This is a genomic window from Pseudonocardia sp. Ae717_Ps2, assembly GCF_001932475.1.
Taxonomy (GTDB): domain Bacteria; phylum Actinomycetota; class Actinomycetes; order Mycobacteriales; family Pseudonocardiaceae; genus Pseudonocardia.
In genome coordinates this window covers 1,654,563-1,669,584 of the sequence record NZ_MCIS01000001.1, presented here as the reverse complement: position 1 = coordinate 1,669,584, position 15,022 = coordinate 1,654,563, and the positions used below count along the sequence as shown (strand labels likewise).

At 72.7% G+C, this 15,022-nt stretch carries 14 protein-coding genes; 4 read left to right on the top strand and 10 right to left on the bottom strand.

The window, feature by feature from the left end:
* Positions 1-14 precede the first annotated feature (14 nt).
* From benC to benA, 3 genes are read right to left on the bottom strand one after another with little or no spacing between them, the layout of a single operon-like run.
* Positions 15-2,813 (bottom strand): benzoate 1,2-dioxygenase electron transfer component BenC, encoded by a 2,799-nt coding sequence (benC, locus tag Ae717Ps2_RS08075; RefSeq protein ID WP_075333184.1) that lies wholly within the window; start codon positions 2,811-2,813, stop codon positions 15-17.
* A gap of 14 nt (positions 2,814-2,827) precedes the next feature.
* Positions 2,828-3,370, bottom strand: coding sequence for a benzoate 1,2-dioxygenase small subunit (gene benB / locus Ae717Ps2_RS08070; protein ID WP_075305587.1), 543 nt, complete (start codon positions 3,368-3,370; stop codon positions 2,828-2,830).
* Positions 3,367-4,815 carry a benzoate 1,2-dioxygenase large subunit gene (benA, locus tag Ae717Ps2_RS08065; RefSeq protein WP_083702295.1) on the bottom strand — a complete coding sequence of 483 codons (1,449 nt, stop codon included), beginning with the start codon at positions 4,813-4,815 and terminating at the stop codon, positions 3,367-3,369. Before benA ends, benB begins: the two co-directional genes overlap by 4 nt.
* Before the next feature lie 225 nt (positions 4,816-5,040).
* Between benA and Ae717Ps2_RS08060 the strand changes: the two genes are divergently transcribed.
* Positions 5,041-6,195, top strand: a complete 1,155-nt coding sequence (locus tag Ae717Ps2_RS08060; RefSeq protein WP_020623487.1) for an acyl-CoA dehydrogenase family protein — start codon at positions 5,041-5,043, stop codon at positions 6,193-6,195.
* A 12-nt stretch (positions 6,196-6,207) separates the two neighbouring features.
* Here the strand turns inward: Ae717Ps2_RS08060 and Ae717Ps2_RS08055 are convergent, their stop codons facing one another.
* On the bottom strand, positions 6,208-7,128 hold the full coding sequence (locus Ae717Ps2_RS08055; RefSeq protein ID WP_075333183.1) for a LysR family transcriptional regulator: 921 nt from the start codon (positions 7,126-7,128) through the stop codon (positions 6,208-6,210).
* A gap of 261 nt (positions 7,129-7,389) precedes the next feature.
* Here Ae717Ps2_RS08055 and Ae717Ps2_RS08050 point away from each other — a divergent pair, with 261 nt between their 5' ends.
* The 3 genes from Ae717Ps2_RS08050 (at position 7,390) to Ae717Ps2_RS38900 (ending at position 9,849) form a co-directional block, all read left to right on the top strand.
* The gene (locus Ae717Ps2_RS08050; RefSeq protein ID WP_198932152.1) at positions 7,390-8,481 is read left to right on the top strand and encodes a PrpF domain-containing protein; all 1,092 of its coding nucleotides are present in this window, start codon (positions 7,390-7,392) and stop codon (positions 8,479-8,481) included.
* Between the two features lie 73 nt (positions 8,482-8,554).
* The gene (locus tag Ae717Ps2_RS08045; protein WP_233147486.1) at positions 8,555-9,592 is read left to right on the top strand and encodes an SLC13 family permease; all 1,038 of its coding nucleotides are present in this window, start codon (positions 8,555-8,557) and stop codon (positions 9,590-9,592) included.
* A gap of 14 nt (positions 9,593-9,606) precedes the next feature.
* Positions 9,607-9,849 (top strand): hypothetical protein, encoded by a 243-nt coding sequence (locus tag Ae717Ps2_RS38900; RefSeq protein ID WP_233147485.1) that lies wholly within the window; start codon positions 9,607-9,609, stop codon positions 9,847-9,849.
* Between the two features lie 180 nt (positions 9,850-10,029).
* Here Ae717Ps2_RS38900 and Ae717Ps2_RS08040 read toward each other — a convergent pair whose 3' ends face one another.
* From Ae717Ps2_RS08040 to Ae717Ps2_RS08015, 6 genes are read right to left on the bottom strand one after another with little or no spacing between them, the layout of a single operon-like run.
* Positions 10,030-10,767 carry a nitrile hydratase subunit alpha gene (locus Ae717Ps2_RS08040; protein ID WP_158071474.1) on the bottom strand — a complete coding sequence of 246 codons (738 nt, stop codon included), beginning with the start codon at positions 10,765-10,767 and terminating at the stop codon, positions 10,030-10,032.
* A 5-nt stretch (positions 10,768-10,772) separates the two neighbouring features.
* On the bottom strand, positions 10,773-11,648 hold the full coding sequence (locus Ae717Ps2_RS08035) for a hypothetical protein (RefSeq protein WP_075305584.1): 876 nt from the start codon (positions 11,646-11,648) through the stop codon (positions 10,773-10,775).
* A gap of 53 nt (positions 11,649-11,701) precedes the next feature.
* Entirely contained in the window at positions 11,702-12,112 is a 411-nt protein-coding gene (locus Ae717Ps2_RS08030) for a nitrile hydratase accessory protein (protein ID WP_020625487.1), read from the bottom strand.
* Positions 12,109-12,741, bottom strand: coding sequence for a nitrile hydratase subunit alpha (gene nthA / locus Ae717Ps2_RS08025; RefSeq protein ID WP_020625488.1), 633 nt, complete (start codon positions 12,739-12,741; stop codon positions 12,109-12,111). The genes Ae717Ps2_RS08030 and nthA overlap by 4 nt, the downstream gene beginning before the upstream one ends.
* Positions 12,742-12,744: 3 nt before the next feature.
* Positions 12,745-13,449 carry a nitrile hydratase subunit beta gene (nthB, locus tag Ae717Ps2_RS08020; RefSeq protein WP_020625489.1) on the bottom strand — a complete coding sequence of 235 codons (705 nt, stop codon included), beginning with the start codon at positions 13,447-13,449 and terminating at the stop codon, positions 12,745-12,747.
* A complete protein-coding gene (locus tag Ae717Ps2_RS08015; protein ID WP_075333181.1) occupies positions 13,446-14,990 on the bottom strand; it encodes an amidase in 1,545 nt (514 codons plus the stop codon). The genes nthB and Ae717Ps2_RS08015 overlap by 4 nt, the downstream gene beginning before the upstream one ends.
* Between the last annotated feature and the right edge of the window lie 32 nt (positions 14,991-15,022).

The following is a 15,022-nucleotide window of genomic DNA, read 5'->3' as shown; positions in this document are numbered from 1 at the left end:
GGCGAACGACGAGGTCACCCGAGGTCGCCTCCTGCCACCGGCAGGACCGTCCCGGTGATGTAGGAGGCCTCGTCCGAGGCCAGGAACGTCAGCGCGGCGGCCTGCTCGTCGAGCGTGCCGTAGCGCTTCATCAGCGACGACTCGGTCGTCTGCTCGACGATCGTGGCGTACCAGCCGCGTTCCTGCTCGCCCTGCGGCGCCGGACCGCGGGGGGTCCGTCGCGGCGGCGCGTCGGTTCCCCCCGGTGCGGTGGCGACGACCCGGATCCCGTGCGGTGCCAGCTCGAGCGCGAGAGCCGAGGTGATCGCGTTGACCCCGCCCTTCGCGGCCGCGTACGGCACCCGGTTGAGCCCGCGGGTGGCGACCGAGGAGACGTTCACGATCGTCCCGCTCCCCCGCTCGACCATGTGCGGGGCGACGGCACGACAGGACCACAGGGTCGGCCACAGCGACCGGTCGATCTCGGCCCTGATCTGCTCGGGCGGGTAGTGCTCGAACGGCTTGGCCCAGATGGTCCCGCCGACGGTGTGGATCGCGACGTCGACGCGGCCGAACCTGCCGATCGCGGCCTCGACGACGGCGGACGCACCGTCCCAGGTCTCGAGGTCGGCGGTGACGCCGATCGACGTCGACTCCGCGTCCCCGTCGGCGGCCAGCTCCCCGGCCAGCTCGTGGACGTGCTCGGCGCGGTCGGCCAGCACGAGGCTGCCGCCCTCGGCCACGATCCGGCGGGCCGTGCACTCACCGATCCCCTGTGCGGCGCCGGTGACCACCACGACCTTGCCGGCGAACCGGCCCGGCGTGACGAACCGGGGCCGTCGCCGCTCGTCGGTGTCCCGCATCGCGCGCCGCATCGTCGCCTTGGAGTTCCGCGCGTGGTCGACGATCAGGGACCGCGCGGCGTCACGGTCGCCGGCCTCGAACGCGTCGACGATGTCGAGGTGATCCTGCGCGCAGTCGGGGTGGCACCACACCGCCGAGCGCAGCGTCTCCGCCATCGCGCCCTTGACCCCGAGCGCCTGGTAGGCGCGCAGCAGGTGCTCGTTCCCGGTCAGGGTGAACAGGTGGTCGTGGAACGCGGCGTTGGTCTCGGTGTAGGCGTGGGCGTCGGTGAAGCGTTCGCCGTCCCGGTCGACGTAGGGCACGGTCGCCTGGGCGAGGAGCCGGTACCCGGCGATCTGCCGGGTGTCGAGCCGCCCGATGACGAGCTCCAGCGCCCCGAGCTCGAGGCCCTGCCGGGCGTCGAAGATCGCGTCGGACTTCCGGATCGACGGATGCTCCTCGCCGATCTCGTAGCCGTCGGCGGCGACCACGCCCGCTCCGGACCGAGCGGCCGCGGCGGGCCGCTCGACCAGTGGGCGGAGGTCGTCGGACCGTCCGAGCTCCTGGGACTGCACCGTCCGCGCGTCGGGGCTGACGACGAGTCCGGCGTCGTCGTCCAGGCCGGTGGGTTCGCCGCCTGCCACGAACGGGGTGCCGATCCGCTGGCCGGCGATGCGCCACACCGCGTCGGTCGAGCCGACGGACTCCGGTCGACCGCCATCGTGGCGCGGTTCCGGTTCCCCGAACGTCGTGACGGTCCGGCCGTGGATCCCCCTCCCCTCCCGGCCCCCGAGGGTCGGGAGCACACCGTCGCACCCGGGCGGGACCACCGGAGCGGCCCCGGGCTCCGCCGGATCGTCGGCCCTCCCCCCGCCCCCGTCGTGCCCGGGGGCGACGGCCACGGGTTCGGCGGACACCGTCTCCCCCACCTGCTCGACCGGGGAGGCGGCGAGCGCGAACTTCTCGTAGTAGAAGCCCGCCGGCTCGTGGCCCTGCTCGGCGAAGAAGGAACGGACGGCCTCGACCATCGGCGGCGGCCCGCACAGGTAGACCGCGGCGTCGCCGTCGTGCAGGTGCTCCGGCCGGACGAGCGTCGTGACGTAGCCCCGGTTCGGCGCGGTGGTCTCCTCGGCCGCGACGCAGTACTCCCAGGTCAGGCCGGTCCGGTCGGCGAGGGCGCGCAGGGTGTCGAGCTCGACGACGTCGGCGTCGGTCGACGCGCCGTAGACCAGGTGCACCGGCCGGTCGCTGCCGGTCGCGTCGAGGGTGCGCAGGATGGACAGGATCGGGGCGAGTCCGGTGCCGCCCGCGAGCAACAGCAGGGGGGCGTCGGACTCACGCAGGAAGAAGCTGCCGTGCGGCCCGGTCAGCTCGATCTCGTCGCCCACCCGGGCACGCCGGTCCAGGTACTCCGACATCCGCCCACCGGGCGTGAGCTTGACGAGGAACCCGAGCTCGGCCTCGTCGGGCCCGTTGGAGAACGAGTAGGACCGGGTGACGTCGGTGCCGGGGACGGCGATGTTGACGTACTGCCCGGGCAGGAACGCGAGCTCGTCGCGCTGCTCGATCCGGATCCGCAGGTCGACGGTGGTCTCCGAGAGCCGGTTCACCGCGGTGACCGTGCCGGTGTGGGTCGCCGCGGCGGTCTTCGCGACGTCCGAGGTCGTCGCGATCTGCAGGACGAGGTCCGACCGGGGCCTGGCCTGGCAGGCGAGCAGGTATCCCCGCTCGGCCTCGTCGTCGGACAGGGCGTCCTCGAGGTAGGAGCCGGCGTCGTAGCTGCCGGACTCGCAGAAGGCCTTGCACGTGCCGCAGGCGCCGTCGGAGCAGTCGAGCGGGATGTTGATCCGGGACCGGTAGGACGCGTCGGCGACGCTCTGGTCCTCCCGGCACCGGATGAACCGGGTGACACCGTCCTCGAACGAGAGCGCGACCTGGTGGGACCCCGGCGCGGCGCTCGTGGAGGACGGTGCGTCAGCGGTGGCGGTCATCGCCGTCCTCCCTGCTAGAAGTGGTAGATGTCGACGACGTGGTGGATGTAGTCGTTCTTCAGCACCACGGTCTTGCGGCGGATCAGCGGGGCGTCCCCGGAGAAGTCGATCGTGTAGAACGACGTGCCGTAGTACGGGTCGACCGTCTTGTACCGGAAGTACATGGTGTGCCAGTTGAACCGGACGTCGGCCAGGTCACCGCGACGCTCGATCACCTCGACGTTGGAGATGTTGTGACTGGTCCGGGGCTCGGGGATCGAGGTCGCCGACGACCGCTCGGTGCGGATGCGGAAGACCCGGTCCTCCAGGCCGCCCTTGTTGCCGTAGTAGATCAGCGAGATCTCGCGCTGCGGGTCGGTGGTGAGCAGGTCGTGGTCGTCCCAGGACGGCATCCAGTAGACGACGTCGTCGGCGTAGCACTCGAGCCACTTCTCGAACTCGCGGTCGTCGAGGTAGCGCGCCTCGCGGTACAGGAACTGCTCGATCGCGTTCTGCGTGATCGGCGTGGGCGCCGCGGACGGGGCCGCGGGACCGGTGCCCTTCTCGGTGGTGGTCATCGTGCCTCGGCCCTTCCCGCGCCGGCCTGCGCGTTGGCGGCGCGCCGGTCCTCGGCGGTCAGGGAGCCGTGTCCGTGCGCGCCGTGCCCGTCACCGGAGGCCTCCTTCGCCGCGGCGGCCCGCATGATCCGCTGCCAGTAGCCGTGCGGGACCGGGAACAGTCCCTCGTCCTCGTTCTTCATCCCGGCGGAGATGACGCCGGGCATGCCCAGGGCGGTCGCGACCTCGTCGGGGCCGCTCAGCCAGTGCTCGGCACCGCGGGACATGTCGTTCCACGGGGCGGTGGTCGCGTGGAAGGTGAGCTGGCAGGAGCGGAACTCCTCCAGGTCGTCGGGGGTGGCCATGCCCGAGGCGTTGAAGAAGTCCTCGTACTGGCGGATCCGGTGCGCGCGGGCGGCGTCGCTCTCCCCCTTCGGCGCGATGCAGTAGATCGTCACCTCGGTCCGGTCCGGAGCGAGGGGGCGGAACATCCGGATCTGGGTGGAGAACTGGTCCATGATGAAGACGTTGGGGTAGAGGCACAGGTTGCGGCTGCCCTTCACCATGAACTCGCCCTTGGCCTCGCCGAACCGCTCCTTGAGCGCGTCCAGCTCGCTCCACAGCGGACGGTCCTGCGGGTTCGCGGCCCAGGTCCACAGGCACAGGTGGCCGTTCGGGTAGGACCAGTAGCCACCGCCGGACTTGCCCCAGCCACCGGCGTCGAGGGCCTTCGTGTCGTTCGCCGACTCGCCCGAGCTGCGCCGGGAGGTGGTGGCGGCGTAGTTCCAGTGCACCGACGAGACGTGGTAGCCGTCGGCCCCGTTCTCGGCCTGCACCTTCCAGTTGCCGTCGAAGGTGTAGGTGGAGCTGCCGCGCAGCACCTCCAGGCCGTCCGGGGACTGGTCGACGAGCATGTCGATGACCGTGGTGGTGTCACCCAGGTGCTCGGACAACGGCAGCACGTCCGGGTTGAGCGACCCGAACAGGAACCCCCGGTAGGACTCGAAGCGGGCGACCTTCGTGAGGTCGTGCGAGCCGTCGGTCGCGAAGCTCTCCGGGTAGCCGGCGCCGTCGGGCTCCTTGACCTTGAGCAGCGTCCCGTCGTTGCGGAAGGTCCAGCCGTGGAACGGGCAGGTGAGCGTCAGCCGGTTGTCGGTCTTGCGGCGGCACAGCATGGCCCCGCGGTGCGCGCAGGCGTTGATGAGACAGTGCAGCTCACCGTGCCGGTCCCGGGTGATGAGGATCGGCTGCCGGCCGATGTGGCCGGTGAGGTAGTCCCCGCTCTCCGGGAGCTGGCTCTCGTGGGCGAGGTAGATCCAGTTGCCCTCGAAGATGTGCTTCATCTCGAGGTCGAAGATCTCCTCGTCGGTGAAGATCCGACGGTTCGCGCGGTAGATCCCGGCGTCGCGGTCCTCGACGACGGCGGTGTCGAGCACCGCCCCGAGACGGTCGATGTCCACACTCATGACGTCCTCCGTGGTGGTCACTCCGGTGTGCGCGGAGAGGGCAGCGTCCCCAGGAAGTTCGCACGGCGCGGGCGGGGGCACACTGGGTGGATTCCCAGTCCTGCCCCAGGGGTCCGGACCGGTTCCGCGGTTCCTGACGCACCGCGTCTCGACCACGACGCGCGGCGTCGCGATCCGGCGTGACGCGGTCGCCACGGACCGGGTCGGCAGGAGAGGATCACCGGCATGACCGTCTGGGACACCCCCGAGCGCCGCGCCCTGCGCGACACCGTCACCCGCTTCACCGAGCGGGAGATCGTGCCGCACCTGCCCCGCTGGGAGGACGAGGGCCGTCTGCCCCGCGAGCTGCACGCGGCCGCGGCGAAGGCCGGCATCCTCGGCGTCGGGTTCGACGAGGCGCTCGGCGGCGAGGGCGGCGACCGGCTCGACGTCGCCGTGACGACCGAGGCGCTGATCGGGGCGGGCGGCAGCTCCGGGGTCGTCGCCTCGTTGTTCACCCACGGCATCGCGCTGCCGCACATCGTCGCGGCCGGGACGCCCGACCTGGTCGACCGCTTCGTCCGTCCGACGCTGGCCGGGGAGACGATCGGTTCGCTCGCCGTCACCGAGCCCGGCGGCGGCAGCGACGTGGCCGGGCTGACCACCCGCGCGGTGCGCGACGGGGACCACTGGGTCGTCGACGGCGCCAAGACCTTCATCACCTCGGGCACCCGCGCCGACTTCGTGACGACGCTCGTGCGCACCGGCGGCGAGGGTCACGGCGGGCTCAGCCTGCTCGTGGTCGAGACGGGCACACCCGGGTTCACCGTGAGTGCCCCGCTGCGCAAGATGGGCTGGCACTGCTCGGACACCGCCGAGCTGAGCTTCGACGGCGTCCGGGTGCCCGCGGCGAACCTGGTCGGCCCCGAGAACGGCGGCTTCGCCCTGGTCATGCAGCAGTTCGTCGGTGAGCGCCTCGGCCTGGCCGTGCAGGCCCACGCGACCGCCCAGCGCGCCCTGGACCTCGCGGTGCGCCACGCCCGCGACCGCGTCACGTTCGGCGAACCGCTGGTGAAGCGGCAGGTCGTGCAGCACACGCTGGTGGAGATGCACCGGCGCACCGACGCCGCGCGCACCGTGACGCGCGCCGCCCTGGAGCGCTCGGCGACGACGTCGCCGACCGACCCCGCGATGGTGCTCGCCGCGCTGATGGCCAAGAACACCGCGGTCGAGGCCGTCGAGTGGGTGGTGGACTCCGCGGTGCAGCTGCACGGCGGGATGGGCTACATGCGCGAGTCGGAGATCGAACGCCACTACCGCGACGCCCGCATCCTCGGCATCGGCGGTGGGGCCACCGAGGTGTTGACCGACCTGGCGGCCCGGCTGCTCGGCTACCGGTAGGACGGGCGGCGCTCAGGCCCGGGTCTGGTACTCCCGGGCCACGTCGACGAGCATCTGGTGCATGGCCAGCTCGGCCGGCGCCCGCAAGCGGTCCGGCCGGTGGGCCAGCAGCACCCGTCGCGACGGCGCCTCCCGGCCGAGCCCGAGCACCCGGACGTCGGGTCGCGGCGTGGTGACGGCGGTGCGCGGGGCCAGCGCCACGCCCAGCCCGACGCTGACCATCGCCTGGGCCTCCTGGTAGTCGTTCGCTTCGAACGCGATCCGCGGTGAGAACCCGGCCGCCCGGCAGCTGCGCTCCAGCACCTCCGCGACCGGGTGGTCGTGCGCCCGCACCACCCAGTCCTCGTCGGCGAGCTCGGTCATCGACGTGGTGCGACGGCGGGCGAGCCGGTGGTCCTCGGACACGACGAGCACGGTCGGGTCGTCGAGCAACGGGGTCAGCGAGAACTGGGCGGCGTCCACCCGCTGCCAGGCGTAGTCCCACAGCAGCGAGATCCCGACCCGCCCGCTCTCCAGCATCGCGATCAGCTCGTCGTAACGGGCGCTGCGCACGTCGAGCCGGATGTCGGGGTACTGGCGCCGGAACCGGCTGACGACCTGCGGCATCAGGGCGCTCGCGATCGTCGGGAAGGTGCCGATCGCCAGCGTGCCGCGGCGCAGGCCCGCGAGCTCCGCCAGGTCGGCCTCGGCGGCCTCGGCGGCCTCCAGCCGGCGCAGCACGTGCCGGGCGTGCCCTGCGAGCACGGCACCGGCCTCGGTCGGCAGCACCCCGCGGGCGAGGCGTTGCACGAGCGGCTGGCCGGCCTCGGCCTCGAGCCGGCGCAGCTGCTGCGACACCGCCGACGGTGAGTAGCCGAGCTGCTCCGCCGCGGCCGTCATCGAACCGGCGTCGAGGACGGCGGCCAGCGGCGCGAGCCGTCGGACGTCGAGCACGGGGCCTCCCGGGCGAGGAACTCGGGCCCGGTGGATCGCAGAGCTCATCCAGGGCCTGCATGTCTGCTTCACCCTAGCCGAGCCCGGGAGCTGCGGAGACGTCGGATCACGGCCCGAATCCGCTCTCCAGGCCCGTACGAGCGTGAAGCACGGCTTCACAGGTATCGACGAAGACGCGCTGGTGCTGCAGCCGAGTCGGGCGCACTGTCGCCCCATCACACCGGCCCGCGGTGCCCGCCACCGCCGACGAGGGAGCGACTCGTGCGCGACATCTCCGCCACCTGGATGCGCGGCGGCACCAGCAAGTGCTGGGTCTTCGACCGCGACGACCTGGACGTCGACGGTCACACGGTCGACGAGGTCCTGCTGCGCCTGTACGGCAGCCCCGACCCGCGCCAGATCGACGGCGTCGGCGGTGCCACCTCGACCACCAGCAAGGCCGTCGTGCTCTCCCCCGCCCGCGGCGAGGACGCCGACGTCGACTACACCTTCGCCCAGGTCGGCATCACCGACGGCGCGGTCGACTGGACCAGCAACTGCGGCAACTGCTCCGCCGTCGTCGGGCCCTACGCGCTGCGCCGCGGCTGGGTGAGCCCGACCGGTGACGTCACCGCCGTCCGGGTCCGCAACACCAACACCGGCCAGCTGATCGTGCTGGACGTCCCGACCCCCGGCGGCCGGGTCGTCGAAGAGGGCGACGAGTACATCCCCGGCGTCCCCTGGCCCGGTCTGGGCATCCGGATGTGGTTCGTCGACCCCGCGGGCCGGACCACCGGTGCGCTGCTGCCCACCGGGAACGCGACCGACGTCGTGCACGGGGTGGCGGTCACCCTCGTCGACGCCGGGGCACCGGTCGTCGTCGTCCCCGCGGCGGCCGTGGGGATCACCGGGCACGAGTCGCCCGCCGAGATCGACGCGGTGCCGGGGCTGCTGGACCGGCTCGACGTGATCCGCCGGGAGGCCGCGGTCCGCATGGGCCTGGCCCGCACCCCGCGCGAGGCCGCCCGGGCCGTGCCGAAGCTGGCGCTGGTCGCCGAGGGTGCGCCCGGCCGGTCCGACGTGGCCGTCCGCATGCTGTCGATGGGGCGTACGCACCCGGCGCTGGCCGTGACCGGCTCGATCGCGCTCACCCTGGCGGCCCGCACTCCCGGTACCGTGCTGCACGACCTCGTCGCGACGGAGCGGGAGGACCTGCTGATCGACACCCCGGCCGGCGTCATCGCCACCGTGCACGGCAGCCGGGACGGCCTGCCCGCGGTCGCGGTGCGGCGCACCGCGCGCCGGATCGCGGACGCCCTCCTGGCCCTTCCGGATGCCGCGACCGCGGCCGCCGCGGCGGCGCACGCCGCCTGAGACCCCTCCGGGAGCGGCACGCCGACCGGCTCCCACCCATCACCGGACCGCTCCGCTCACCCGAAGGACAATGATGTCGCCCCAACTCCTCTCCATCCTGGTCCTGGCCGGCATGTTCGTCGTCGCGACGATGCTGCCGATCAACATCGGGATCCTGGCCTTCGTCGCCTCGTTCGTGGTCGGGACCTTCGCCCTCGGTCTCGACGAGAAGGAGATCTTCGAAGGCTTCCCGGTCTCGTTGTTCATCACCGTCGTCGGCGTCACCTACCTGTTCTCGGTGGCGAAGCTCAACGGAACGATCGACCTGCTGGTCGACCAGGGGATCCGCCTGGTCCGGGGCCGCGCGATCCTGGTGCCCTGGGTGCTGTTCGCCGTCGCCGCGGTGCTCACCGCGCTGGGCACCTTCACCCCGGCCGCCGTCGCGCTGCTGGTGCCGATCGGCATGAACTTCGCCTTCAAGTACCGGATCAGCCCGCTGATGATCGGCATGATGGTCATCTGCGGTGCGCACGCCGGCGCGTTCTCCCCGATGGCCGTCTCCGGTGCCCTGGTCTTCGGGATCGTGGCCGACTCCGGCCTCGCGGTCTCCCAGGCCGTGCTCTTCTTCGCCAGCCTCGCGTTCAACGCCCTGCTGGGCGCCATCACCTACTTGCTGCTGCGCAACCGGGGCGAGGAGAGCTTCGTCGAGCGGCCCGAGACCACCGACACCGACGACGACCTGCCCACCGGGGGCGGCGGCGTCGCGACACTGGTCCGTACCCGGCCGCAGGTCATCACCTGGCAGCAGCGCGCCACCCTGGTCGCGCTGGTCGGCCTCGTCGTCGGCGCGCTGGCCTTCCACCTGCAGATCGGCTTCCTCGCACTGGCCGCCGGCGCCGTCCTGGCCCTGCTCGACCGCGAGAACCTGGGCAAGGCGATCGACGGCATCAGCTGGCCGACGATCCTGCTGGTCGCCGGCATGGTCACCTACGTCGGGGTGCTGGAGCACGCCGGGACGATCGAGTGGGTCTCCGAGGGCGCGGTCCACCTGGGCGCGCCGCTGCTGGTCGCGCTGGTCCTCTGCCTGGCGTCGGCATCACCTCGGCGTTCGCCTCCTCGACCGCGATCCTGACCGCGGTGATCCCGATGGCGATCCCGCTGCTGCTCACCGGCTCGCTGCCCGCCGCGGGTGTCATCGCGGCCATGGCCATCTCGACCACGATCGTCGACGTCTCGCCGTTCTCCACCAACGGCGCGCTGGTGCTGGCCAACGCCCGGGGCGTCGACCGGACCCGCTTCTACCGCCAGGTCATCACCTACACCTGCGGCATCGTGGCCCTCGGGCCGCTCGCCGCGTGGGCGGTCCTGGTCCTGCCCGGGGCGTTCTGAGGTCCCCCCAACGTCGGTCCGGGTCCCTCCACGCGACCTGGGGTCCGGGCCGACCCGCACCGTGTGCCGGTACCTGCTCGCAGCGGGTACCGGCACACGGCCGTGCGGGGCCGGTCGTGCGTCGTCGCGGGCCGTCGTCCTGGTCGGGCGGCGGTCGGGCGGCGGTCGGCGCTGCCCCGCTCAGGCAGTGAGCCGGACGGCCTCGGCGGCGGCGCGCACCCAGCCCGCGCCGACGTCGTCGACCGGGGCGGTCACCGCAGCCCCGACGAGGACGGACCGCAGGCCAGGTCGGTCGGTGCCGATCGCCAGGACCAGGGCGAGGGCGCGGAGCTCCCAGGGGTGGTCGAGGAGCCGTTCGTCGAGCACGTAACCCGGCAGCGCCCGCGCCCACTCCGGGTCCCCGGGCGTTGCCGGGCCGTCGGACGCGACGGGCACGCCACGCAGGGCAGCCCGTCCGACCTGCGACTCGAGGTCGGCCGGGCCACGGGTCTCCCCCGCCGGCACCCGGGGGACCACGAGGTGGTGGGTGCGGGACGAGTCGGTCCAGATCGCGGTGCGCACCGCGGGGTCGTCCGGCGTCACGGTCTCGAACAGGTACTCCGAACGCGGCCGGTACCAGCTCGGCGGCACCCCGAGCACCGGCCAGCCGCTGCAGCCGGGGGCGGCGGGCAGCACGACGTTGCGCACGGTGTCGGTGTCGTGGTGGGCCCGCCAGATCCGGCCGCAGGCGCACCGGCCCAGGTCGTCGCCCAGCGCGCCGGCGCCACCGTCGCGCGCGGCGCCCGACCAGACCCGGGCCACCGCCCGGGCCCCGGTCCGGGGCCCCACCTCGTCGGCGTGGTGGTCGTACCAGCGGTCGACGGCCTCGGTGGTGGTGAGCCCACGGCGCAGCACCGCGCGTCCGACCAGATCGACCATCAGCATCACGGTGTGCTCCCCGGTGGGTTCGGCAGCGAGTTCGGCAGGGCGTTCGGCAGCGGGTTCGGCAGGGCGTTCGGCGGGGTCGGCCGCGGGTCCGGCGCCGCGCGGGCGCGGAACGAGCGGGCGGCGGCGGCCAGGTCGGACTCGACCGCGGCGGCAGGTCGTACCGGACAGGCGCCGCAGTACCGCCCGGCGGCGGAGGTGGTCCGGAAGGCGAGGCAGCACGCCCGGCGACGCACCGACATCCAGTCGGTGCCGTCGACGCGCACCGCACCGACGACGACCAGACCGCCCAGCCCGGCGTCGTGCAGCAGCGCCCGGGTCGGCCCGACGAGTGCGTCGGGACGCGGGCGCCGCCAGGACAGGTGCAGCATGCTCAGCGCCACCGCGTGCGCGACCGCGGCCCGCAGCGTGCGACGCCCGGCCCGGGTCCGTACCGCGAGGTCGTCGGCGAGTGGCAGCAGCGCCCCGTCGAGCAGCGACGCCCGCAGCGCCGCCCGGTCCCCTCGGGCGGGGCGCCCGGGAGCGGCGAGGGCGAGCCAGCCCGGGGCGTGGGGGTCCGGGCCGAGGGAGACCACCTCCGGCCGGGCGTCGAGCAGGACGTCGAGCTCGTGGAACGCGGCCAGGACCGGGGCGGTGAGGCGCAGGGCGTAGCGGTCGAGCAGCAGGACCGCCGCGACGGCACGGCGGTCGGTCCCGCGCTCGTCGGCGACGCGGTCGAGGGTGTCGTCCAGCTCCGGCCCGAGGACCCGGTGGGCCGGGGACCAGCCCTGTGGACGACCGGACCGGGCGACGAAGCGGGGCCCGAGCGGCACGCGCGAGACCGGCACCGTGCCGGGTCCGCCGTCGGCGGGCGCGGATGCGGGGAGCGGCGTCATGACGACGGCACCGGCCCGGTCCGTGGGGAGACGGACCGGGCCGGCGACCGGGTTCAGCGCGTCGCCGGCGAGATCGCGACCGGCTCGCGCCGCGCCTCGTGGTGGTTGGCGTTGCGCGGGGTGGACAGGACCTGGCGGGTCCGCTCGTCGAGGGCGAGGGAGTCCGACAGGGCGCCGCTGGAGGCCAGGGTGGTCTCCAGCGCCTCCAGCCAGTGCAGGTAGTAGCTCCACGGCTCGCCGCCGTCGCCCTTCTCCCACGAGCGGATGGAGTCGATCAGCGAGAGCTGGAACTCGCTCCACTCGTAGTGGCCCTCGTGGTAGGCGGCGACGGCCATCGCGAAGGCCCGCACCTCCCACGGCTCGGAGAACGGCTTGTCGGCGCCGGGCATGTCGCACACCAGCTTCTCGATCCGCCTGCGGGCGTCGCCCAGCTCGGTGGCGTCGGTGCGCACCCCCTCGCTCATGCCCCGGCCGCCTCGGTGACCACCGGCTTCGGCGCTCCGACCCCGATCATCGAGTCCCGGGTGACGAGCGCGGCGAGCTGCTCCTCCGACAGGTGCTCGCTGCCGGCCGGGCGCTGCGGGAGCACCCAGTAGCGCAGCTCGGAGCTGGAGTCCCAGACGCGGATCTCGACCGAGTCCGGCAGGGGGTAGCCGAAGTCCTCGGCGAGGACCTTGCGGGGCTCGCGGACGATGCGCGCCCGGAACGGCGGCGCCTTGTACCAGTTCGGCGGCAGGCCCAGGACCGGCCACGGGTAGCAGGAGCACAGGGTGCAGACGATGACGTGCTGGACGGTGTCGGTGTTCTCGACGACGACCATCTCCTCGCCCTGCAGGCCGCCGATGCCCAGCTCGCGACAGGCCGCGGAGGCGTCGGCGAGCAGACGCGCCTTGAACTCCGGGTCGGTCCAGGCCTTCGCGACGACCTTCGCGCCGAGCTGCGGACCGACCTCGTTCTCGTAGACCTCGACGAGGCGGTCGACCGCCTTCGTGGTCACGACACCCTTCTCGATGAGGACCGACTCCAGGGCCTTGACCCGTGCGGCGATCTCCTCCTGGGTGCGGAGCGGGGTGTCGGTGGGGTTCGCGGTCATGGGTCAGGCTCCCTGGGTGGCGGGGACGGGGGTGAGGTAGGGCTCCCACACGTCGAAGTAGTTGACGCCGTTGGGGTCCGCGGCCTCGGGACCCCACAGCTCGGCGGCCGTGAACTTGACGGTGTAGAGGTGCTCGGGGCAGTCACCGAGGCCGTTGCCGGCGGTGTCGGGGTAGAGGAAGGTGCCGTGCGCCGCGGTGATCACGCCTCGGTGCCCGCGGATGTAGCGAGCGCGGCGGGTGTGTCCGTACGGGCTCTCGTTCCCGATGACGACCTCGTCGCCGACGGAGAACCGGGCCTCCTTGTCGGACTCGCGGTTGGCGGGGAACCCGTTGGTGACCGCCCAGTCGACGAACTCGACGATCTCGGGGTCGGTCTCGCGCTCGGGCAGCGGCGCGTCCGGGTTCTCCAGGTAGTACTGGGTGCGCTTCTCGAGATCGGCCGGGTCGAGGATGCCCGCGACCTCGGCGTAGTGCTCGATCGTGTGCATCCAGTGCTCGTAGTAGTTCGAGAGCAGGTACTCCGCCGGGTCCATCTTCTCGATGCCGTGGCGGAACTGGTCCACGTTGAAGAGTCCGGCACGCGCGCTCTGGGCGAACATGGGGAAGACCCGCTTCTCCCACTCGGCGCGGAACACGGGCTCGCTCATGTGGTCGTTCTCGACAGGTCCGAGACCGTCGGTCCCGCCGAGGTCGAAGACTCCGTTCACTGCTGTCCTCCTACTGTGGCGAGGGCCGGTGGGGCGGGGAAGCCGCCGACGGCCTGCTCGAAGGTGTGCGCGACCCGAAGGACGGTCGCGTCGTCGAAACGCCGGCCGACGATCATCAGACCGACCGGGAGCCCGTCGACCAGCCCGGCCGGCACCGAGACAGCGGGGTGACCGGACACGTCGAACGGGGCACAGTTGCCGACCATCCCCAACGCGGTCGGCAGATAGGTGTCCAACCCGGCATCGAGCCCGATCAGCTCCGGCGCGGTGTAGGGCAGGGTCGGCATGACCAGCACGTCATAACCACTCAACGCCTGGTCGTAGGCCGCACGCAGCTCGAACGCGAGGTTGCGGGCCATGCCGTAGTAGACGCCGCCCCCGTGGCCGAAGGTGTAGCCACCCGAGAGCCCGACCAGCTTGACCGTCTTGGACAACTCCGCCCCCCGGGCGAGGCGCTGACGGTGGTAGTGCGCGATCAGCTCCGGATCGTAGAGACCCGGATAGTTCATGCCGTAGGCGTTACCGTCGACCATCTGGTAGGCCGCACCCTCGGTCGCGATGACGTTCCACACCGCCATCCCGTCCAGATGCCACGGGATCGACACCTCCTCCGCCACCAACCCGGCCCCGGCCAGAGCACCGACCGCGGCACGCACGGCCTCGTCGACGGCCGGGTCGCTCTCCGGGCGGCCGAAACCCTCGACCACGATCCCCACCCGCAACCCCGCCGCCGAGGTCTCCAGTGCGGTGAGGTAGTCGACCGGGTCCAGCTCGGTGGGCTGACGGGCGTCGAGCCCGTCGACACCCGCCAGGACCGTCAGCATCCGTGCGGCGTCGGACACCGTGCGGGTGATCGGACCCAGGTGATCGATCGTGGCCTTGATCGGGAACGCCCCGGTGTAGGGGACCAGCCCGTGAGTGGGCTTGTGCCCCACCGTCCCGCAGAACGCACTCGGGATCCGGATCGAACCACCCTGATCACCACCCACGGCCAGATCCACCGCACCCGAGGCCACCAGTGCCGCGCTCCCACTCGACGAACCACCGGCATTACGGCCGGTGTCCCACGGATTGCGCACCGGCCACGGCCGCGAGGTGAAACTCGCACCCGAGAAACACAGGTCCTCACACACCGACTTCCCGGTGATCCTCGCCCCCGCCGCCAACAGCCGGGTCGCCACCGTCGCATCCCGCGACGGGACGAAACCCTCGACCGTCGCCGACCCATTGGTCATCGGCACCCCGGCCAGACAGATGTTGTCCTTCAACGCCACCGTGCGCCCGACCAACGGACCCTCGGCGGCACCCGGCACCGACGCCGTCACATGCCAACCACCGAGCGGGTTGTCCGCGGGCTCCGACCACGCCCGCTGGGGCGTCTGCGGCGCCGAAGCACGGTAGAGCTCCTCGACCCAGTCGGACGCAGCCAGCGTCGCCGTGACCGCCGGACCGAACTCCGCCAGCTCGGCCTCGGACAGGCCGAACGCGTAGTGCTCGTTCAACGCCGCCAACCGGGCGGCGTCGGGAGGGGGTATCGCCATCGGGGTGGTGCTCCTCACGTCGGGGGATGCGA

Coding starts and splice junctions, on each gene's coding strand:
- benC (WP_075333184.1), bottom strand. CDS start 2,813: ATGACCGCCACCGCTGACGCACCGTCCTCCACGAGCGCCGCGCCGGGG.
- benB (WP_075305587.1), bottom strand. CDS start 3,370: ATGACCACCACCGAGAAGGGCACCGGTCCCGCGGCCCCGTCCGCGGCG.
- benA (WP_083702295.1), bottom strand. CDS start 4,815: ATGAGTGTGGACATCGACCGTCTCGGGGCGGTGCTCGACACCGCCGTC.
- Ae717Ps2_RS08060 (WP_020623487.1), top strand. CDS start 5,041: ATGACCGTCTGGGACACCCCCGAGCGCCGCGCCCTGCGCGACACCGTC.
- Ae717Ps2_RS08045 (WP_233147486.1), top strand. CDS start 8,555: ATGTCGCCCCAACTCCTCTCCATCCTGGTCCTGGCCGGCATGTTCGTC.
- Ae717Ps2_RS38900 (WP_233147485.1), top strand. CDS start 9,607: ATGGCGATCCCGCTGCTGCTCACCGGCTCGCTGCCCGCCGCGGGTGTC.
- Ae717Ps2_RS08040 (WP_158071474.1), bottom strand. CDS start 10,767: ATGGTCGATCTGGTCGGACGCGCGGTGCTGCGCCGTGGGCTCACCACC.
- Ae717Ps2_RS08035 (WP_075305584.1), bottom strand. CDS start 11,648: ATGACGCCGCTCCCCGCATCCGCGCCCGCCGACGGCGGACCCGGCACG.
- Ae717Ps2_RS08030 (WP_020625487.1), bottom strand. CDS start 12,112: ATGAGCGAGGGGGTGCGCACCGACGCCACCGAGCTGGGCGACGCCCGC.
- nthA (WP_020625488.1), bottom strand. CDS start 12,741: ATGACCGCGAACCCCACCGACACCCCGCTCCGCACCCAGGAGGAGATC.
- Ae717Ps2_RS08015 (WP_075333181.1), bottom strand. CDS start 14,990: ATGGCGATACCCCCTCCCGACGCCGCCCGGTTGGCGGCGTTGAACGAG.